Source organism: Mucilaginibacter sp. P2_A4, assembly GCF_056405015.1.
In genome coordinates this window covers 144,264-165,502 of record NZ_JBFUCX010000001.1, presented here as the reverse complement: position 1 = coordinate 165,502, position 21,239 = coordinate 144,264, and the positions used below count along the sequence as shown (strand labels likewise).

The window sequence follows — 21,239 nt, the reverse complement described above, 5'->3', positions numbered from 1 at the left end:
ATCAGGTAGCCACATTAGTTAACTGAATGTTTTCCCCGGCAACAACATTTTTTTTGGTGTTAAGAATTGTTTTTACCGCATTAACTGCCAGGGTTATTAGCACAAGCACCAGTATAACCGCTATAATAGTAGCTATAAACAAAAATATGGCCCGGTTGGTAAGCAGCTGACTTTGCATTCCGAGTGTCTTCGCCAATGAGGCGTTCGCTGCGGCGGCGGCCTGGTCTGCAGAAAACCCCTTGCTTGCAAACAATTGTTTAAGACTTTTTAAGCGTTCATTCACCTGATCATCGACGATGGTAAGATGAAACAAAAAACTTTCTTTAAAAAGTTGGTTGAAGTAAAGCTGGAGATTGTAAAACCCGGCGCTGGCGTTCAATAACGAAGTGAAGCGGGTAAAGGCTGCTATTATTAACGCGGTATAACCAGTTGTGGCCGGTACAGCAGTAAGGGTAAATATCATAATTGGAACGAAAAGTATCCCAGAGGCGGCACCCTGAAAAAACATCGGCAATATCAGATCGTTAAATGCCAGATCAGGAGTAAAGATCAAATACATCCACAGATGGTATACTAATGACATGGTGAACCCGGCAATCAGGAAGTATATGGTGGCATCTTTTTTTCGTATAAGAATCTGTGCAGTGATGATCATGAAAGTAATTAAACCGCCAACATTACAAAGCCCCAGGATCATCTCCTGTGTCGAACTCCATTGCAAAACAGATATGGTATAACCATAAATAATATTAATGCTTTCTTTTGAGCCGTAGTAAAGTGCCAGCAATATCAGGCCCATCCAGAATTTTTTGTATTTGAATACCTTTAAATCGATAAGTGGCCTTTTAACCAGGTATTGTCTGCAGAGGTATAATACCGCACCGGCAACAGTAATCATTGTTGATTGCTGAATGCGGATATCTGTGAACCAGTAGTACTTTGAACCATATACAATGGTGTAAGCCAGACCAACCGATCCCATAATAAAGAAGACAGTACCTACCCAATCAATCTGGTATAAAGGGTACTTACGAATTTTTGACTGAACATTGAAACCAAATAACACCACCAGTATAACAAGAACCTGGAAAATAATGAGGTAATAATAGAGGTTTGTAAAATCGGAGTTGAGTGTAACTGCCGAAGCGATGAGCCCCAATAGCACACTGCTGCTTAATACCGTACCGTAAAATACAGTTGAGCCTATTGCGCGGCCATGCTCCGGCCTTAAAAAAGTTGGTATAATCACCAACATACTTCCTGATAAACAAGCGACTACACACCCCTGAAAAAAACGAATAAAAAAGAATATCGTGATATTAGTATTGATTATAAATGCAACATTTAACAGGATAGAAATGAATGTGATAAATAACAAGTAATTTCTTGTTTGGAAGTACCTCAGGAATCTGAACTGTATAGGCAGTACAGTTATAATAGCGGCATAGGTCAACTGTACGCCCCAGATTGTATCCTCCGGTTGGGCACCTAAGTATGACAATACATAATTCTGACTTAGCGCGATTGACGCAAATTCCATAATTGAAGACAACAGAATAAGAAATAAAGTGATCCTTACCCCCCAATTCCATCTCAGCAACCAGGGCTTAATATATTCCGGCGTGGTCATATTACTTTCTTTTTTACTGATACCAATACATTCATCCCGGCTTTTACCGGCTCAATATCGGTGCTGGTAAATTTTATTTTAACCGGCACACGTTGTACTATTTTAACAAAATTGCCGGTAGCATTATCAGGAGGTAGTAATGAGAATTTGGCCCCTGTTGATGCAGATATGGCTTCTATTTGTCCATGGTAAACTTTATCATCAATGGCATCAACCCTGATATCAACTGGCTGGCCAACGTACATACCATATACCTGGGTTTCTTTAAAATTAGCGGTGATCCATTTTTCTTTTTCATCAACTATAGATACCAAAGGCTGACCAGCCTGAATCTGTTGACCTTCCTGTATGGTTTTACGCCCCATTTTACCGGCATATGGCGCTCTAATAACGGTATATTCCAGGTTAATATGTGACAGGTGAAGCAGCGCTTTTTTTCTTTTTAAATCCGCTATTAACAGGGCCTTACGTGACCTCAGTTCGGCAATTTTAGCGTAGCTCGTTTTAAGGTTATTTTGGGTGGCGTTGTAATCGCTCAATGAAACATCATAATGTGATTGTACTGCTTCAAGGTCTGATCCTGTGATAGCCTCTTCCTTAATGAGGTTTTTATAGCGCATGATATCGGCATGTTGTTGAACCAAGCGGGCTTTTGCACCATCTATCTGGTCTTTATTAACCAGTGTACCAGTTTCGGCAGAAGTTATACTGGCCGAAAGTACAACTAACTGCGCGTTTGCATCATCAACAGCGGCTTCGGCTTCGGTAACATGCTCACGGTATTCGCGATCGTCGATAACAACCAGCGTATCTCCCTGTTTTACTACCTGATGCTCATCAAACTTAACTTGTTTAATGTAACCGCCCGCGCGGGCGGATACTGGATTAATATATGATTCTACCTGGGCATCGTTTGTTTCCAGGTATTTACTTCCCGTTAAAAAGTAATTGGCAAAATATATCATGGCACCTATAACCACGATGACAGCTACAATTGATAATATAATATTACCGGGGTGAGCTTTTTTAGTATTTGGAGTTTCCATATATTGAGATTTGGTATTTTTATGATCTGTTTATAATTTTCCTGAAGTGAATAATAGCCTGTAATAAATAAACTGGGCATTGGTTTCTGCCTGTACCAGGTTGTACCTTGTTTCCTGGTATAAATTGTCAGCGTCCAGCAAATCGGTCAATAAGGCCAGTTGGTTAAAATATTTAGCACTTACAATTTTATAGTTCACCCTTGCCTGCTCAATTGATTTTTGGGTAACAGCTATCCGGTTTAAGGCTTCACGGTATTTAATGAGCAAGCTGCCTGCTTCCTGTTTTATATTATCGCTGATGTTTTGTTTTACAAACTCAAGCTCCTGCAGCCTGATGCGGCTGGCCGATGTTTTGTGCTTGTTTTGGTAAATGGATGAAATATTATATTGAATTTTAAAACCTACAAAACCAATGGAATAGCCCTGATCAACCGGCGGATAAAATATAGTATTGGGATAACTGAAACCGTAAGCCGAGTACAATGACGCTGTGGGGAAAAAGTTGCTTTTTACACCCTTGATCCTGGCCTCCTGGATCCTGATGCTTTCACTGCTTTTACGGATAGCGTAGGCATTTACAGCCGTTGCGGTAACCAAACCAAGCAGGGTATCCACAATAGGCCTTGGCATAGCGGCCGAGTCGGTTGTAATAATTCGGGTTGAATCTGGCAGGTTAAGCAGCACATTCAATTTCTGATTGCTGATGGCAATGTCGTTTTGAACCTGGTCGAGATTTAGATTTACTGCCGACAGGTTAAGTTCGGCCCGCAAAACATCGCTGCGGGTAACTTTTTGGTTGCGATATAGCGCGTTAATATTTTTCAACCTTGTTTCTGCACGGATGATTTGCTCATCGATAAACCTTTTCTGATCATTTAACCTGATCAGATCCAGGTATTGGGCGGCCGATTGCAGACTAACGCTGCCTGCCTGCTCCTGAGTGCTAACCGCTGCCAGGTCTTTTTTGCTGCTTTGCTCGGTTTCAAAGGCTTTTTGCCTTCCGCCTGCATACAGGTTAAAATTGGCCGATACACCCAAATCAGCACCATTTGAACTTGGCCTTTTAGGTACCGAGCGCACATCGCTTAAACCGTGACTGTAAAGTGTTAAACTGGTAAAGCGCTGGTAATCGCTGCTGGCCAGTATGGTGGGCAGTGCTGCGGCTTTAGCATCTTTAAAATCAGCATCGCTGGCACTCTCTTCGCTTTTTGCAGCCTGTACCTGCTTGTTTTGAATTTTAGCGAGGCTTACCGCTTGTTGCAGTGAAAGCGGGTATACCGGGTTTTGCTGGGCCAAAACAGGCAGCTGGCATACAAAAACAAGGCAAAAAATGATTCCGGTAAGCCTGCTTGTGGCATGCCTAAATAGTATGATTTTCATGAAATTTATATTTAAGAATTAGGATCTGTAGATTATTCCATTTGATTATTTTGCAGGGTATTATATAAGTAGGCCTTAATTTTTTCAACGGTGAACATCTGCCCGCCCGGATCAAAATGAGTATTAATGATCTCGTTTAATGGCGACTCGCAAACCAGGATTGTGAACAGGCCAAGAATACCAAAATAGGCCAGGTGTTCATCGCTACTACTAAAATAGCCTTCTTTAACGCCGTCGTTTACAAGCGTTTTTACTGTAGTTAAAACATTATCCCAGTAATTCCTGATCAGATCTTTTACCGGTGATACGTCCGAAAAAGCAAATTCCCGATTTAATAAAGTGAAGAATTTATTATTGCTGGTTGTTGCTGCGTAAACATCAATGAATCCCAAAAGCCTATCTGGTACCGAGCCGGCCAATTTAGGGATGGCTTGTAAGGCTGTATTTAATTGCTGCAACCTGATGCGGAAGATCTCTATCAGCAGTTCATGTTTTGAACCAAAATAGTAGCTGATCAGCGACAAATTCAAACCTGCCGCTCCGGCTATCATACGGATGGACGTTCTGTCGAATCCATATTCAGCAAACAGCTTTTCGGCCACATGGAGCAGCAGTTCCCTGGCACCGCTTTTTTTAGTTATTAAAGTATTCATTTTAAACTATCATTTAAATTGTCTGGTAACTGAATAATCAGCAGATCTGTCTCTTTTTCAAAATGGATGGTAATTTTCTCCTTTAACGACAAGCTCATTCCATCCCTATAGGTCATTGGCCTGTTATTCACGGTCATAGAGCCGCTTAAAACAAACAGGATGAGGTTATCATTTAATGAAGTATGGTCAATAATATAGTCGGAATCCCCAACAAATCGACCTCTCCACAACCAGCTGTCAGTGTTCAAATCAATGCTGTCATCGTTTAGGGATGGTATTGAAAATGAAAGTTTTGCTTCATCTACTTCGCTTACCCTGGCCGGAAAAAACTGTCTTCTTCTTTCGGTAGAGTCTGTGGTAAGCCAAATCTCCAGAAATTCATTTTCCTCGTTCTCGTTGAAATTAAAGATGATAGTTTGAACCCCATCGTTGCCGTAGCCTACTAAAAGCGTATCTTTCTCCTTCAGGACTTTCCGATAACCTGTTGAATCGTAGTAAGCAGCTGCACCACTGATTAATATAATCACCATTAATATGGGGCTGCCTGTAAAGTTTTGTATATCCTGCCTTCCGGGTAAAATAATTTTGTCATCAAACCTGAAAATATTGCCCCATGCCGTATCTGTGGGAGGAAATTTTACCGGAAAAATAGAATGATGAACCTTCAGGTCTATCATATCGATAAATTTCCTGTCCGTTTCTGCAATCTGTTTCATAAACATTGATTTTGTGGTTCCGGATCAACTAAATCCTTTCCCTTATTGTACAAAACAAATGTCGGGACAATCAATACCCTAAAAAGGGCGGCATGGCTGTACTTTTAGTCGTTTTTACTGTTCCTTCAATGTGTAACCGCTTATTTAACAGTTTCAAATCATTTGAACGTTAAAGAAATCTTTCGCATTTGTTTAAATAAATATAATCAACGAGGGGCGATGACTTAACCCGTTACTGCTTGAGACGAAAAAAAAAGAAATAAATAACTTATTTACAATCGTTTCCGATATTCCAAGGGAGAGATTCCTTCATGGGTTTTGAAAAACTTCCCAAAAACGGATTGGTCGGAAAAATTTAGCTGGTCACTCACCTGGGAAATACCGAGTTCTTTGTTCTGAAGCAATATTTTTGCTTCAAGAATAACAGCACGATCTATCCACTCTCCAGCAGTTTTACCGGTTTGTTTTTTAATTAATTCCGAAAGATATTTTGGAGTAACGTTTAAATTATCAGCGTAAAAACTCACCGAGCGGTGTCGCCAGAACTCTTTGGTCAGTAGGTTACGGAATCTGATAAAAATCGAGCTCTGGTCATCCGTTTTACTTACAACGACCGTCCTGTTTTTGTGCATGGCATCTACCTCGTGAATAAGCAGGTATGAATAACTACGCATTAATACCAACTCGTTCGGGTGATCTTTGTTATAGGTGGCGGCTATCAAATCGAAAATAGCGCTCAGCCTTCCCATTTCATGTTCATTGAGAACTAGAAAATGACGGTCATTATTTTCAAAAAAACGGTACTTATTAAGGTAAAATATATTAGCCCTTGTTTCCAACAGAAAGGAGTCGGTAAAAAAAAAGATCAATATTTCGGTCTCCCCTTCGCATTGCTGAAAACTGCGCGTAACATTAGGGCCAATAGTTAATACTGCGGGTGCATTTATTGTAAAATGGGTAAGATCCGCCTGAAGATGCATACATCCCTTTTTTAGCAACAGTATGGTATAAGTTTCTGTACGGAACGGCTCATCATTATATAGCGGATCTTTGCCCTGCCCGACATAAAAATAATCGGTTTTTCTGGTCGCAAGCTCAAAAGCCTTTTGCAACCTTGAAATAGAATATGTACTGATCTCGTCCATGGATAATTAAATTTACTGGGATTTAATTAGAGTATATCATAACCCGATCCATTTTAAACTTATGATGACATATCACGTCGAAATTTGCCGGTAACCGATAATTGGTACATCGCCGTAAACGAGAAGATGCCGTTTTTATACCTGCTGCCCTTTTTTCAACGAAAGATACCTTTTGTAATAAGGCCTGTAACCTAAAGCATATGCAAAGGGCTTTAACAGCACAAAAACTATTCGTTGCAGCGCAAATGGCGGCCGCGCCAGCCGTAGAACATTATTGAATTTGCCAGCCGTAAGTACCATCTGTAAAAACCTGGGCGTGCCCTGTTCATTAACTTTGCCATCATTAACCAATGCAAACATAGTTTCCAGTAAAAATTCTGTATTCATAGGCCTTGTAACTTTCCAATTTACAGCAGCCTTGCTCTCCCCATCGTTCCAAATGCTATGAATGCGGTTTGGTGATATGTGAAAACTTTCGCCTGCCTTGTAAACGCTTATTTTGTTATCCATCCGCACCTTTATTCTGCCAGAAATTATTCTGAAATCTTCCGCACTTTCAGGATGATAATGCATAGGGGTTCTTTTGACAGCGCGCTATAAGTTGATTCCATCTCGAGCAATTGGCCTGAAGTATCCCAACTTGTTTGAATGAACTTGATGCTTTGTCCCGTTACCGGATTATAAATGATTTGATTTTGATAGGCCACCTTTATAAAAAATTATTTGTGTATATGTGATTAGGTTAGAAATTAGTAAAGTAGAAAAAAAGATGCCTGGTGAATTCAATCAATTATCATTAAACAGTCTGTTGCTCAGCCTTGTATTAAAAAACAAATGCTATCTTCTTTGGCCAGCAACCCATGCAGCACATTTACAGGTATTTCAAAATCATCATCCTTTTTAAGATCAACAGTACGCTCCAGTTCGGAGTAAAGAATATGACCTTCGCTTACGATCAGGGTAGCTGGCACCCCGGTTTTATGTTCTTTCCAAACCATCCCTTTTTTTAAGCCGATGACTATCACCTTATAATGATCTGTATGTTTTATAAGTTTAGCTACTGGCCCCTGTGTAAGTTCAATTTGCTCCCGCACTTTTTTAATTATCATATATATATTATTTAAAATTCAGTTATAGATGCTTCTGGTTTTCCTTGTCAACCCAAAACTCGTCTTCATAAAGCTCTGTGTAAGGCTGCTGGTGTGATTTCGTCAGCGCTTCACCAACATGAACAAGCGTTTCCGGCGATAACTCGCTTTCGAGGCAAGGAAAAAGTTCCCGCTCTTCAAACCTGATATGGCTGATGAGTAGTTCAACAAACGTTAAGTATTCATCATTACTGCTCAGTTCGTTATTTTCAGCCTTGACGAACCAGGCCTCAAGCTCTTGATGTTCACGCTTAGCCTTCTGAGTCAGTTCATTATCAAGCAGGCAAAATAGCAGATGTTCTTCGTCTTGGAAATGTTCCCGCAGGTGCGTTTTCCAAAAAAATCCGATATACTTATTGATGCGAGAAAATGCGATCTCCTTTTTAACCCCTTCCTTGATTTTCCATCCAAATAAAAGACCTGAATGATGATCACGGGAGAGTGGCATGATATGCGCGTTTCTTTTAATAGGCATTTCTGATCTCGATTAATTAACAACAATGGATTCTGGTTCTGCGTATCTGATCTGCGCGCCTTTCCCCAAAACGATCCACGCTTTAAAATCCGCGATGATCTTTAACATATGTTCTTCTCCCGAAGGAATCAAAAATGTTTGTCCCTTGTTCAATTCGTAAGTTTCGCCTGCGTAAATAAGCAAAGCGCTGCCCTCCCCTACAATCAGGCAGGCATCGGAAGTTGCTATATGCCTTTTCATATGTGTCCCGGCAGTCAATTCAATTTTAACCACCTGGAAATTTTCATTTGCTTCAATCTGTTTCATTGTTTTAATTTTTAAAACTTATATATCTGCAGCTAAACAATCACTTTATCTGCTTCGTCTCCTACTTGCCCGCTCGCACTAAATCATCCCAGTAAAAAAGTTCCTTTAATGAAGTTTAACGGAGAGTGATGTAATGATGAAATAACCCGTCCACGCTACAAAAAGGATGATGCCCACCACCAGCCACCATGGAATACTATGAGGCGTTTCGCTGCCTTGCAGCATAAAGCTTTTTTGATCGCCTTTGCCGTATGCGTTTATCATAAGAGGTAACACGCCCTCCACAACTTCATCTTTTCTTAAACCCTCAATGGCAATAGCTGGGCCGTTACGTACTACAAATGGAATAAACTTAACCCCTTCTTTACCCAAATGATCTTTGCTTACTACTTTAAGCACATGGTTACCATCTGTTAATTTTTTGGTATCCAGATCAAATGCAACAGGGGCCGGAAACTCGCCCAGCGGCCTTGGGTCATCATCAATAAATAAGGTTATAAAACTTTGATCTCTCATTGGTTGGCGTCATTTAATATCATTCGTTTGATGTGCTCTTTATTCTTCTCCGCAGGGCGGGCTAAACATTTGATAGATGCTATCAAAACATACAAGGTTATAACAACCATAATGCCTACTATCAGGTAATCCCAGTCGCTATCCGGTCCGCTGCCATGTGTAATACCCCTTAGTAATTTGGGCTGCTGCTTATCACAAGCATCACATGCTACTGCATTTATTTTAATTGATATTATGAGTAGCAGTATTGTGATTTTTTTCATTTTGCTTCTGTTTAATGATCCTATTTTTTTGCCGTTGTGGCATCCCCTTTACCAAACGACGCAATGATCTTCTTCACCTCATCGGCAGTTACCATTTTGGAGTTATTACCCCAACTGCTTCGCTCGTGGTTTACTATAGCGGCAACCTCTTCCGGTTTGAGGTTGTTGTTAGTACCCACTGGCGGCATAACGCCGTAACCCTCACTTGCCCTGCCGTTGTAACCTTTCATAATAATAGTTACCTGTACCTCTGCACTTGGGTCAAGTACAACTTTGCTATCTTTTAATGATGGGAAAGCACCGCGTAAGCCTTCGCCGTTTTCCTGGTGGCAAGCCTGGCAATTGGTTGCATACAGCGCGGCACCATCAAGCCCGGGTTTGCCTGTACCTGGTTTACCTGGGGCTGAACCTGAAATTTCCGCAGTTTTTCCGTAAAGGAATATCGGCACCGGATTACCATCGGGCAGTTTCACCTGTTTTAATGATTTTAAATAGGCCACCAGAGCCAGGGCTTTATCCGAGGCTACTATACGACCGGTAATCCCTTTCCTGAAATCATCGGGTACGTTAACAACAACTTCACCGGGCCATGGATAATCCCGAACTGTAAAAAGCCACTCATACGAGGGCATAATTGAGGCCGCTACAACTGAACGCGGATTAAACAAATGCAACAGATGCCAATCGGAACTGGGCTGACGAAGACCAATATTGGTTAAATCGGGGCCGGTACGTTCAGACCCCATCAATGTGGCGGTATTACGCCATACATCCGTGCGGCTATTGTTTGCATAATCGGCCGAAATTCCTGGCCGAGTGCCCCAAACTTTATCCATATCCAGGTTACGCACCTGCTGGGTATGGCATGCTACGCAACCCTCGGCAATAAAAACGTTCTTGCCCTGGGTTTCCAGTTTGGTTAGCGGGATGCTGCCCGGTAAGGGTGCATTGTTATTTTGGTTTGATGTTGCGGGCACAATGGCTACAAAAAACGTTAGCAGCACAAAAAAGCACAGGGCAACGGTAAAAAGTTTTCGATGGTTATTGTAAATCTCCATGGGGCGGTGCTAATTAAATTTCTGCGTTTATGGGTGTGTGACTCAATTGATCAAAAATCTGGTTCTTCATTTCAGATTCGGTACGGTTGCCGGCAAACATTACATACATGTTCCAGGCAAATACCAGGTGCGATGCCCACATCAGCGAGCCGCCAATTGCACGCCATAACCAGTAAGGTGCCATTAGCACTACGCCATCAATAAAAGGCTTACCCTGGGTCCAGGCTATACCTTTTAAAGTACCACCAATCATCAATGGGATAGTATAAAATAACACGCCAATTAAGGCCATCCAAAAATGCGCACCTACAAGGCCCTGTTTGGGTTCTTTACCGGTAAGGCGCGGTACCAGCGTATAAATACAAGCCCAAAGCATAAATGCAATAATGCCGTACATGGTAAGGTGCGAGTGAGCCACTGTAAAATCGGTAAAGTGCCAGACGAGGTTGGTGCTCCTGAAAGCTTCAGCTGTTCCCTGTGTTGACCCTGTAAAATAAAACAGGACGCCTACAATGTAAAACGGCAATGTATAGCTTCGGCCTATTTTATGGTAATTGCCCTTAAAGGTCATTAAGAAATTGGTAGTGCCCGCAAAAACCGGAATCAACATGCCCATGCTACCCACAATAGCCACCGTTTGCAGCCACCAAGGTATCGAACTGAATAAAAAATGATGTGTACCTATCAGTGTATAAAATAAAATTTGCGCCCAAAAGGCCAGGATGCCCAAGCTGTAAGAGTATATGGGGGTATTTAGCTGCTGTGGCAAAAAATAATAAACTAACCCCAGGTTAAAAAGCATAAACCACATCCCTACTGCCTGGTGCATATAATAGCCTTGTATAATAGTTTCGCCAAGACCATTTTGATATAAGGGAATATAACCAACTACAGCAATCACTGTGATAAACATCATTGCCGAAATGATATACCAATTAGAGATGTAGATCTCTTTTGTTTTACGATCTGCAACGGTTTGCAAATAATTTACAAGCGATATCACAATGCCGGCGGCAAACAGCCCCATTACCGGCCATGTGTACTCCCTGTACTCGCCGCCACCGTTATTAATACCTGCCATGAGCGATAAGCTGCCGGCAACCACTGCTGAGTTAATAAGCACCAGCGATTGATACCCCCTTTTGATGCTGCGTATTGCGGTATTACTTACTGTAGAAACTACATAATAACCCAGACCGATCATCGCCAAAGAGGACCAGCCCCAGAAAACCATATTAGTATGCACCGGCCTTAAGCGTCCAAAACTTAACCAGCTTACATGATCAGCATCGGGCGCTACGAACTTTATTCCTATATACTCCCCAATAGAGGTACCTACAACCAGCCATAGCGCCGCGGTACCTAAATACCACATAATAAGCTTAACCAATTTTGGATCGGCTTGGTGCCTGGCCGCCGCTTTGCGTTTAGCAGCAAAGAAACGCGGAGAATTGATTTCACCTACATTGAGCAGCATACCTCTCGCATCTTCCGGATCAACGTTACCGGAAAGCTCTTTATTAGTCAATTTATAATCAAGCGCTTGCTTTCTCTTTACCAGTTCTTCAAAAACAGCATCGTCGCTATCAACCGTTTCCGCCAGGTCATGAGTTTCTTTTTTGATGCGGCTATACCGGGTTTTATTAGCCAAATGCTGAAGCCTTACTCCAACAAAAAACATCACAGCCAATAACGGGATACAAATCAACGCAAGCATAATGATCATGCCCGGGCTTGTTAAAACATGCTCTCCGCCATCCTCTGCGGTTTGCGCCCTGGCGGCTATGGATAACAGGCAAAACAATATCGCAATGACGGTAGTTTTAAGTCCGGGCCTTTCAATATTTGGCTTACCCTTTCTTCTTTTAGAGTTCCTCCGTCTGATCAACAGCTCCAACTGCCTGGAATCTAATCCATTAATCTGCCGAAATCGCCATTTTTCCACCGTAATTTCCTTACTTGAAGCGTCTTCATTTAACTCTTTTGCAAGGCGGGTAATCCATAATACCATCAGCAGTATCAAAAAAACTGTGAACGCCACTATAAGACAGGCTATCACATTTACCTGCGGATTGATCTCAACCGGCACAACGGCATATACAGTATTAAAGGGGCTACAAGCCAGCAGGGCCGTAACCAAAATAAAAAATAAATAAAATCTAATTTTCATAATAAAATACATTAATACCTTTTACTTTTAGGATGAATTATTTTAAACACTTATTTTCGGATATCAAAAACTAAAGTGGTTGCAGATATAAATCTGCTAACTCAAAAAATCAATTAATTTCAGAGCACAGGGTTCAATTCTTCATTGAACCATCCATTGGTTATATTTTGTAGCATGACATGCAATTGGCTGTCATTCGTCAAAATCAAAGTCCGGAGAAATCCACCCGTTAAAGACTATTGCCAGTGTCTGCTTCGAGGCGATTTCTATCTTATATTTCTGCAGTTTGCCGGGCGATAAATAAAACTACCCGAACTGTATACTCACATCTTTTTTTAATACTCCCGTTGCTTGTAAGCAAAAGTAAACATCAGGATCGATAATAAAAGATATTTTTATCTTTTATTATCTTCTTGCTTTTGGATGACTGTTCAGGCCGTAAGTTTCACCGCTTCCTGAACGGGGCAATTAAGTGTAATTTCCTGAAATACAGGCAAACTGAAATAAAATACAGCTCCTGCAACAGGGCCATTTTCTGCCCATACTGCCCCTCCATGCTTTTGAATTATGTTTTTTACTATGTAAAGACCAAGTCCTTTACTGTTTTTTTGCCTGGTAGATTGGCTATCGCACTGATAAAATTTTTGAAAAACAAGCTGCCCCTTTTCCTCATCAATTCCCGGTCCCTCATCTTGTACAGATACCGTTATTTCGGACGGTGTTTTGGTAACGCTGATAATAATCTTAGAACAGGCAGGAGAAAATTTGGCTGCATTGGTCAGGTAGTTGATTAACACCCGAATGATCTTGTATTTATCTGCCTTTACAAGGATTGTCGCTTCTGCCGGGACTTTACGAAACCGGTGACCAGGATAAAGAAGCTTTACTTCATTGATAACTGTATTCACCAGCTTATCCAAATCAAAAACAGTTAAATTGAATCGGGGTTCCCGCTCATCATCAGTTGAGGTTGTAAGGTATTCATCAATAAGCTTTGTCATTCCATCAACATGATTATCAACCATATTTAAAAGCCTTACCGGCCGCTTATTAACACAATGCGACAGCTCGTTTATCAGAAATTGGGTGTTTAGTTTAATAAGTGTCAATGGCGACCGCAACTCATGGTTTACTATTGCCATGCTCAGGCAGTCTTCTTTAACTTTTTGAGTAACATCTTCGATGGTGCCAACCATCTGTTCCGGTGCTCCCCATCTTCGGGAATAAAGGATTCCCGAGAGTTGTATCCATTTTTCGCTCCCAAACTGAGTAACTATATGTATCTGTTTTTCGAAACGTGTGCCATTAAAACAAGCCAGCTTAAACTCATGGGTAAGCTTTCCTGCATGTGGCGACTTTACCTGGGTCAAAAGATCTTCCAGGCCTTCATAGTCTCCTCTTTGCAACTCCAGTATTTTACGCATGCGCGGGCAGATAGATATTTTACCGGAGCTGAGTGCTATCTTCCAGTTACCTATATAATTGCCGCCAAGCATATAGTCGTTTAAAATATGCTGTTTATTGGCCTTGGATCTGATCTCCTTACTCATACTAAAATTCTTTTTTCGCTTTTAGACAATCCACCTGTATTTACATTTATCCTGAAAGTATTATTAAACTTTGGCCACAACTGGATAAACATTCCGTTGATATATGACTGATATGAGCTCATCAAAATACCTTTGATATCGTAATCAGTCAGGATTATGGCATATACGAGGCTGCCATTTCCATTTGTCTTTTTACTTTCGCAATAGAATGTTTCTACGATTTCAAAATCTTCGGCTGCTATCAGCACATTGCATTGCAAGCAACGGATATATTTTTGATCCACGATAAAATCGTGATCGAATCCGCGTTCGTGCAGTGAAATTATGATATCAATTATTTTATCATCGTTTTTCATACCGATCTGTTAAACACCTTCCAAAACAATCTGAACTGCATCCGGAATCGGCAATACGTTTTCTCTGTTTATTACATTTTCTGTTTTACGATTAAGAGCAAGTAAGGAAACCTGCATGATCAGAAGGTATAGCGGAAATACTTCCGTACCGTTACGCACTGCGATCCATAATCCAATGGTAATGTCCGCAGTCAGGAAACCAAGTGCGATTTGCTTCAGATCGGCTTCCGATGGTAATAGGGCCAACGTGCCTGCAGAATATTTTACTGTCAGCAACAATTGCAATATAAACAAGGTCACGCTACCACCCAGCGCCAGTCCGGTTTGATCCTGTACCAACTTAATGGATAAACTTCCAAAGGAAAATGTGATAATGCCAGCTATAAAAGCGATTAAAAGACAAGTATTCTTTTTCATTTCAGGAACGATTTAATTATCCAACTAATGATTTGTCACTTATCATAAACTGTTGTAAAGTTCCGTTTGAATTGTTTTTTTATCAATGTATCAATTATGCATATAATAGTATATTTTACATATTTCGCCGCAATGAAGAAATTGATGTAAAAAAAAACGCCCCTTAGTGGGGCGGCGCTTGTGAGTTAATTTAAATGTTGAATTATAGTTATTGAGTTAAGCAAATTAGCCGTCACTGGTGTTTATCAAAATAAATCTTCTTTTTTTATTCCCAATTTTTTTATTCTTGAATGCAAAGTAGTAGGTTGAATATCCAAAATTTCCGCAGCACCGCCTTTTCCGCCAATCCTTCCTTCGCACTTTTTTAATACCGTCAAAATGTGCTCCCTGCTAATTTCATCTATTGTTTTCAGCTTTTCCGTGTCTTCAAACATTTTAACAACCGGTTTATTACCATTGCCATTGTAGGGCTTTGGTAAAAATACCTGCCTTATCACCGTTTCATTGGTGAGCAGCACCGTTCTTTCAATAAGATGTTCCAGCTCCCGCACATTTCCCGGCCAGTGGTAGTTACGAAGTTGATCCATCACTTCTGGAGATACATCCGTTACACTTCTGGAGCTTTTAAGTGAAAACCGATGAATAAAGTGTTTCACCAAAAGAGGCAAATCTTCAATACGTTCTCTTAATGGCGGAATGGTTATGGGAAAAACGTATAACCGGTAATAAAGATCGAGTCTGAAACGCCCCTCTTCAACCTCTTTTTCAAGCACCCGGTTCGTTGCGGCTATAATGCGAACATTAATTTTTATCGGCGCCTTACTTCCTATCCGTTCAATTTCCTGTTCCTGTAATACACGCAACAGCTTTACCTGCAACTCCGGATGCATTTCTCCAATCTCATCCAAAAAAACAGTTCCTTTATCGGCAAGCTCAAATTTTCCAATTCTTTTTTCGTTTGCACCTGTGAAAGCCCCCTTCTCGTGGCCAAACAACTCAGACTCAATCAGCGTTGCCGGAAGAGAGGCGCAATTAACAATAATCAAAGGTTTAGTACGCCGGGGTGATAAGTTATGTATGCTTTTAGCTATTCGTTCTTTTCCTGTTCCGCTCTCTCCTAATATCAAAACCGAGGTATCCAGCGGGGCCACTACAGATACAAGATCCTGAACAGTTAAAATTTGATGACTGTTCCCTATAATACCATCAAAAACAGATATTGTTGCCGCAGTTTGATTATTAACCGTCACCGGCAATGATATAGGCCTGTCTTGTCCACTATTTTCGAGTTTCAATATAGATTCGACAATGTTTGTAAGCGTTTGTTGAAGGCGGCTGAGCAATGCCAGGTGATCATTTGTATAGCAATTGCTTTTTCGACTGTAAAACGAAAACGTCAGCACTTCACTATCAGCCATTAACAGCGGATAGTTTAAAAAGGAATTCATTTGAAACGTGTTTGCTATCGCCTTTTTAATAGGGTATCGTTCACCTATTTCCCTGAACTCGATATTATTATAGAATTTTGTTTTAGTACTTAGCGGCGTCTTTTTTACCATGTTCTCAAGATCCTGTGCCGACAATCTGGCAGCGGTGAGAAAATCCTTAGCTCCCAACATTTGATATTCATCGAAACCTGTTCTGTAAAATGATATACCTTCAAATGATGATACGGTATCTACATTCAGGATTATACTCAAATAATCAAATGGTAGATAAGGTTGCAAGCTGCTTGATATTTTGCGCAATTTTTGTCGCCAATCAATTTGCTCCTGCTCAATTGCTTTAAATTTCTCTTCAAGGGCAAACTCGCGTCGGAACCTCGATTCCATACTATTCCGGTGGCGATAAAAGGCAACCTCTATTGCAATCAGTAGTTCGTTTTCTCTAAAGGGTTTCACCAAAAATCCATACGGCTGTGTACTCTTTGCCATATCCAATATACTTTCCTGGAAATTTGCTGACAGGTAAACAAACGCAATGTTTTGGGCGGTCAGATCGCGTGCAAGGTCTATTCCTGTTAGCGGGCCTTTCAGAAATATATCCAGTAAAACCAACTCCGGCTTCTCCTCATTAATAATTTCCAACGCTTCTTTAACAGAATCAGCGATTCCGCAAATTTGATATCCGGCCCTGGTTAGTATCAGCTTCAGATCAAAGGCGACTAATGATTCGTCCTCAACTATTAGTATTTTTTTTTCCATAGTGAATTACCTAATACTATTTAATCCTTCTGCACGGTACTTAATCTATCATTGCGACAACCTATCTCACTATATCCGCAGCCAAATGCAAAACAGGATACAACTCTACAATGATACTTCTAAGCCGCTATTGCCTTTTCATAAGCTTATTAAATAAAAATACGTTCTTTTCATCATAAACGTAAAAACTTTCCTCAGGAGCAACGTGAGGTTGCCCATCGCGATGAGCAGTTCTTCAAGTGGTTATATTGAAAAAGTTTAAATCCATTTAACTGATATTTAGCATTCTCTGCAAGACGGTAGTTCTCTAACTAAAATTACGCTGCGTTAAAAATGAATGATATTATGTGATATTAAAATGTACCCGTTATAGATTCTAATGTACTATTTACACCTTGCTTAAACTCTGCCGATTAGCTTTCCATAAGCTTTCTGTCGTTTCGGGTCCAGTCCTGCTGTTATATGTTCATCAAATGGAGATACGAAATATCGTAATTCAATTCGCCGTTTTCGATATTTCGTATTTAAAAAAAGGTCTTAACTTTACAACTATACTAATAATCAACTAATTATAAACTAAAATATAACTGGCATAGAAATAGAACATCGTTTACCGCCTTGAAACCCCTAAAATCAAAACCATGGAACAGTTAGAAACATTTTCGCCTTTGTATGTTGAAAACAAAAGAAGTGATCTTCCCTTTGATATGCAGAACCTGCACTGGGTTAACGAGGAACTTGGATATAACATAGACAGGTATCGCTCAAATAACCGCTACACCATAATATGGATTGTGGATGGTTTTGGCAATTATTATCAGGGTTTCAACGAACAGATAATCGGCAATGACCATTTATTGTTCATCAGGCCTGGTGAATTGCCCAACCTGAAGCTTCCTAAACGCCTCAAGGGTTACATTATTTCATTTACATCCGGATTCTTCGATTTTAACGACCATGACCATATAAATACAAGAATTCACCAGCTTTTTCACCAAACACATTATATGGAATTCAATAATGATACTATAGATGAATTTCAGGATATTATGGATATCGTTATGAAAGAATTCAATAAATACAACCTTTACAGGCCTGAAATTCTCAGGCGCTATTTCACCATATTCCTTATTTATTTATCGGGGCAGGCTCAGCCCCAAATTACCGCAAGGTATTCCCGAAATGAAGAGATATTTCAAAACTTCAGTTCGATTGTTAACAAAAACTTCAGGACACAGAAGATGGTCTCTGATTATGCTGATCAATTATTTGTAACTCCAAATTACCTGAACCAACTTGTGAAAAAGCTAACCGGCTATTCGGCAGGATACCACATCAGGCAACGAATTGCCGCCGAAGCCAAGCTTCAGGCAACTCAACCAAATAATTGTATGAAAGCTATAGCATATAATCTGGGTTTTGCCGACATGGCGCATTTCAGCAAGTTTTTTAAAAATACAACAGGAATTAATTTTTCTGATTTTAAGAAAAACAGCCCAATCCCCCAGCCTATTTGATAATTAATTCTGCACGATGAATAAAATACCAACCAATAACGAGTTAAAATGTTGCGATCATCGGCGGAGGGTATGCGGAAATTCCTATAATCAGCTTAGGTACTTGTAAATACCCAAAAGGACACCTGCAACTGGTGCAAGTTGCTATACAACAAGCCTTAAATCTGGGTCATAATTTCCATGCGATGAATAAGAGAAGAGGACAAATTATTTGCATTCAAATATTTTGATAGGGCTAAATAGCTGTTGCGGGGCGTCAAAATGCAATGGTGGACATATCCGAACAGGTAAAGTGTATAAGAGCGGCATTGTTGTGGCTTTTGGTACACCTGATATCGCTTGTCAATTATACAAATAAAGCAAAGACATTATTCAGCTGAATTACTGCGCATCAAACAAAGGATCAATTATTAAGAATAATTTTTAGGTCATCATTATAATCAACAAAACAATTAACCCATCAAAACCAAAAACAATGTCAACATTAGTAGAACTCATCCCAGGCAATTCCCTGATCACTGCAACGCCGGAAGAAGGCAGGCAGCTGGCCATCAAATTATCCAGACTCATCATTAAAGTCACACAACCTGACGCGGCAATACGGGAAAAACTACGCCCGGTTTATGCGGAAGATGCAGCGATGCTTATAGCCATCGGCCAAACAGTAGCTATTGAATTTGCAACTATTGCAGCTGCAAACAACTACTGGAAATGATAATGGCTTTCTGATTCAAAGGCATTGCATAAAAGTTCAGGTAATCATAGTTGTTTCCTCGACTTAGGGGTTGAGATTACCTGCTAACCCGCCCTGTTTAACATCGATGTTATTATCATAGATGCTAAACAAGGCATTACAAAAGAATTTAAAGTGCTGTTATTAGTTCCTCGCAACCTTGAATTGATCTGCATGGGCATGACAAACAAGTACTTCAAATGGAAAAGTCATCTATGACTTTTCCATTATTATACACAGATAGCAAGAAGCTCCTATAAAAACGGCCGGTGCACATAACAGGCCAACTAAATTCAACGGCCAGAAATAAATGCAGATATAAATGTGTCTAAGAGATCTTTCTTTAGTCCCGATGTTCGTAGCCATGGTTTCTGATATCATCACCCCTGCTATCCTTACCGGCTATTTTTGACCATTTCAAATCGTTTAATAGCAGGGGTAACCAAATTTTTAAATAATTATTCTGGTTGATTTCCAAAAGATACACCCAGCCTGTTCCATGCGTTCATTATGGTAATGGAAAGGATAATGTTCGCAGTTGTTTTTTCACCAAAAATTTCAACAGCTTTTTCAAAGAGCTCATCGGTCACGCCGTGATTAGCTATCAATGTAACCTGCTCCGTCAGTTCAAGAATAACCTGGTCCTGCTCATTAAACCAATTCCGTGCTTCGCGCCAGGCACTCATCACAAAAATACGTTCCTGTCTTTCACCATATTTAAGCGCATCTTTTGAATGCACATTAAGGCAATAGGCACATCCATTGATCTGCGATGTGCGTATCTTAATCATTTCCTTTTGAATTTTGGTAAGCTCTGTTTCCGCAAGAAGCTTATCAAGTTCTATTAAAGGTTTGTAAACCTGAGGCATTACCTGCGCTAATTTAAATCTGGGTTTCATAATTTATAAGTTTTATTATTATTTTGATTATTGTAATTAACCATTGGCTATCAATGGCCCTATGAGCATTTTAATTCATCCTATCGTTTGTTCCTTAATTAATTTACATGGCAATTAGTAGCACTATCGAATATCTTACAGAACTGAGATAATTTATGTGGTTTTTGCGGCTTTCACTCCCTAAAAACGGACGAACAGAAAAAGCATGGACTGCAAAACAGATTCGCATTAATCCCTACTCCTTACTTTGTTTAAACGAATTGCAGATAATAAGTAATAAAATGCGCCAAATGCCGCATATCCGGCCAAACTTGCAATTCCCATTGTCGGCATATGTGCCAGAATAATAAAAGAGCTGCCACCAATCATCGATTGTCCGCCGCTAATTATCATCGGCCACTGGCCGGCAACCTTCTTTTTGCGCCTTACTGCCATAATCAACTGTATGAGACCTGTCAATATTGCCCAGGCACCGAACACAATCAGCGCCTCAGGAACTCCGTTTTGTAGTGCTATTGCAACTGCTATTGTGGTTATAGCACTGATTATAGCATTAAAATACTGCGTTTTGCTATTCTCTACGTTGTTGGATATTTTGATGTCAATCAACGTGCCGACAACATCCCATGCCGGGTACAGGATCAAAAGGCCTATAGCTACTGATGTGTTATTTTTGGTGAAAATTGAAATTAATACCGCCCAAATTACCGAAAAAGCACTGCGGAGATAATAAAGGGTTCGCAAATTGGTTGCAACGGTAATATCATGTTCAATTAAGTAGGAATTTGATTGAATTGTTGTTTTCATTTTTTGTTGATTTAATTTTACTTGTAAATAATACTGTAAGACCTTGTGATTCAATTTCATTCGTAACTTTTTTTCCTTAGCTTTAAATTAAATCACAAAGCAAAGATGAGCAGATTACAGGACCGAAAAAGGTCAATAATGCTGTTAGTTTAGTCGGAATAGCTGTTTTGGTTAATTAACCTGTTCCAATTAAGATGTCCCAGGATACAAACCACTTATGCTCCTATGTGATGACCAGCCGCATTACTCA

Annotated in this window: 22 protein-coding genes; 2 read left to right on the top strand and 20 right to left on the bottom strand. The window is 40.2% G+C overall.

Annotated features, from left to right (window positions below; genetic code table 11):
* Position 1: 1 nt before the first annotated feature.
* The 18 genes from AC1DYB_RS00585 to AC1DYB_RS00500 all read right to left on the bottom strand — a co-directional run bounded on the left by AC1DYB_RS00585 (position 2) and on the right by AC1DYB_RS00500 (position 17,033).
* A complete protein-coding gene (locus AC1DYB_RS00585; RefSeq protein ID WP_477431522.1) occupies positions 2–1,630 on the bottom strand; it encodes an MFS transporter in 1,629 nt (542 codons plus the stop codon).
* The gene (locus AC1DYB_RS00580; protein ID WP_477431520.1) at positions 1,627–2,676 is read right to left on the bottom strand and encodes an HlyD family secretion protein; all 1,050 of its coding nucleotides are present in this window, start codon (positions 2,674–2,676) and stop codon (positions 1,627–1,629) included. The genes AC1DYB_RS00585 and AC1DYB_RS00580 overlap by 4 nt, the downstream gene beginning before the upstream one ends.
* Positions 2,677–2,706: 30 nt before the next feature.
* Complete coding sequence (locus AC1DYB_RS00575) at positions 2,707–4,056, bottom strand: TolC family protein (protein WP_477431518.1); 1,350 nt, start codon at positions 4,054–4,056, stop codon at positions 2,707–2,709.
* 32 nt (positions 4,057–4,088) lie between these two features.
* On the bottom strand, positions 4,089–4,709 hold the full coding sequence (locus AC1DYB_RS00570) for a TetR/AcrR family transcriptional regulator (RefSeq protein WP_477431516.1): 621 nt from the start codon (positions 4,707–4,709) through the stop codon (positions 4,089–4,091).
* Positions 4,706–5,425 carry a pirin family protein gene (locus tag AC1DYB_RS00565; protein ID WP_477431514.1) on the bottom strand — a complete coding sequence of 240 codons (720 nt, stop codon included), beginning with the start codon at positions 5,423–5,425 and terminating at the stop codon, positions 4,706–4,708. The genes AC1DYB_RS00570 and AC1DYB_RS00565 overlap by 4 nt, the downstream gene beginning before the upstream one ends.
* Before the next feature lie 272 nt (positions 5,426–5,697).
* Complete coding sequence (locus AC1DYB_RS00560; protein WP_477431512.1) at positions 5,698–6,570, bottom strand: helix-turn-helix domain-containing protein; 873 nt, start codon at positions 6,568–6,570, stop codon at positions 5,698–5,700.
* Between the two features lie 135 nt (positions 6,571–6,705).
* Positions 6,706–7,143, bottom strand: a complete 438-nt coding sequence (locus tag AC1DYB_RS00555; RefSeq protein ID WP_477431510.1) for a cupin domain-containing protein — start codon at positions 7,141–7,143, stop codon at positions 6,706–6,708.
* A 239-nt stretch (positions 7,144–7,382) separates the two neighbouring features.
* Positions 7,383–7,679: a cupin domain-containing protein gene (locus AC1DYB_RS00550; protein ID WP_295715186.1), complete on the bottom strand. Its 297-nt coding sequence runs from the start codon at positions 7,677–7,679 to the stop codon at positions 7,383–7,385.
* A gap of 22 nt (positions 7,680–7,701) precedes the next feature.
* Entirely contained in the window at positions 7,702–8,193 is a 492-nt protein-coding gene (locus AC1DYB_RS00545) for a hemerythrin domain-containing protein (protein ID WP_477431508.1), read from the bottom strand.
* A 12-nt stretch (positions 8,194–8,205) separates the two neighbouring features.
* Complete coding sequence (locus tag AC1DYB_RS00540) at positions 8,206–8,499, bottom strand: cupin domain-containing protein (protein WP_295715191.1); 294 nt, start codon at positions 8,497–8,499, stop codon at positions 8,206–8,208.
* Between the two features lie 105 nt (positions 8,500–8,604).
* Positions 8,605–9,015 carry a cytochrome C gene (locus AC1DYB_RS00535; RefSeq protein ID WP_295715193.1) on the bottom strand — a complete coding sequence of 137 codons (411 nt, stop codon included), beginning with the start codon at positions 9,013–9,015 and terminating at the stop codon, positions 8,605–8,607.
* A complete protein-coding gene (locus AC1DYB_RS00530; protein ID WP_477431506.1) occupies positions 9,012–9,278 on the bottom strand; it encodes a hypothetical protein in 267 nt (88 codons plus the stop codon). Before AC1DYB_RS00530 ends, AC1DYB_RS00535 begins: the two co-directional genes overlap by 4 nt.
* A 20-nt stretch (positions 9,279–9,298) precedes the next feature.
* Positions 9,299–10,336 (bottom strand): cbb3-type cytochrome c oxidase subunit II, encoded by a 1,038-nt coding sequence (locus AC1DYB_RS00525; protein ID WP_477431504.1) that lies wholly within the window; start codon positions 10,334–10,336, stop codon positions 9,299–9,301.
* A gap of 13 nt (positions 10,337–10,349) precedes the next feature.
* Positions 10,350–12,506, bottom strand: coding sequence for a cbb3-type cytochrome c oxidase subunit I (locus AC1DYB_RS00520; protein WP_477431502.1), 2,157 nt, complete (start codon positions 12,504–12,506; stop codon positions 10,350–10,352).
* A gap of 431 nt (positions 12,507–12,937) precedes the next feature.
* Positions 12,938–14,056, bottom strand: coding sequence for a sensor histidine kinase (locus AC1DYB_RS00515; protein WP_477431500.1), 1,119 nt, complete (start codon positions 14,054–14,056; stop codon positions 12,938–12,940).
* Positions 14,053–14,412 (bottom strand): hypothetical protein, encoded by a 360-nt coding sequence (locus AC1DYB_RS00510; protein ID WP_477431498.1) that lies wholly within the window; start codon positions 14,410–14,412, stop codon positions 14,053–14,055. The genes AC1DYB_RS00515 and AC1DYB_RS00510 overlap by 4 nt, the downstream gene beginning before the upstream one ends.
* Positions 14,413–14,421: 9 nt before the next feature.
* Entirely contained in the window at positions 14,422–14,829 is a 408-nt protein-coding gene (locus AC1DYB_RS00505) for a hypothetical protein (protein ID WP_477431496.1), read from the bottom strand.
* 245 nt (positions 14,830–15,074) lie between these two features.
* Positions 15,075–17,033 carry a sigma 54-interacting transcriptional regulator gene (locus tag AC1DYB_RS00500; protein WP_477431494.1) on the bottom strand — a complete coding sequence of 653 codons (1,959 nt, stop codon included), beginning with the start codon at positions 17,031–17,033 and terminating at the stop codon, positions 15,075–15,077.
* Positions 17,034–17,674: 641 nt separating this feature from the next.
* Here AC1DYB_RS00500 and AC1DYB_RS00495 point away from each other — a divergent pair.
* Positions 17,675–18,550: an AraC family transcriptional regulator gene (locus AC1DYB_RS00495; RefSeq protein WP_477431492.1), complete on the top strand. Its 876-nt coding sequence runs from the start codon at positions 17,675–17,677 to the stop codon at positions 18,548–18,550.
* 475 nt (positions 18,551–19,025) lie between these two features.
* Positions 19,026–19,265 carry a hexameric tyrosine-coordinated heme protein gene (locus AC1DYB_RS00490; RefSeq protein WP_477391378.1) on the top strand — a complete coding sequence of 80 codons (240 nt, stop codon included), beginning with the start codon at positions 19,026–19,028 and terminating at the stop codon, positions 19,263–19,265.
* A 476-nt stretch (positions 19,266–19,741) separates the two neighbouring features.
* Here AC1DYB_RS00490 and AC1DYB_RS00485 read toward each other — a convergent pair whose 3' ends face one another.
* Positions 19,742–20,182, bottom strand: coding sequence for a carboxymuconolactone decarboxylase family protein (locus AC1DYB_RS00485; RefSeq protein WP_477431490.1), 441 nt, complete (start codon positions 20,180–20,182; stop codon positions 19,742–19,744).
* Between the two features lie 228 nt (positions 20,183–20,410).
* Complete coding sequence (locus AC1DYB_RS00480) at positions 20,411–20,989, bottom strand: hypothetical protein (RefSeq protein ID WP_477431488.1); 579 nt, start codon at positions 20,987–20,989, stop codon at positions 20,411–20,413.
* Positions 20,990–21,239: the final 250 nt, after the last annotated feature.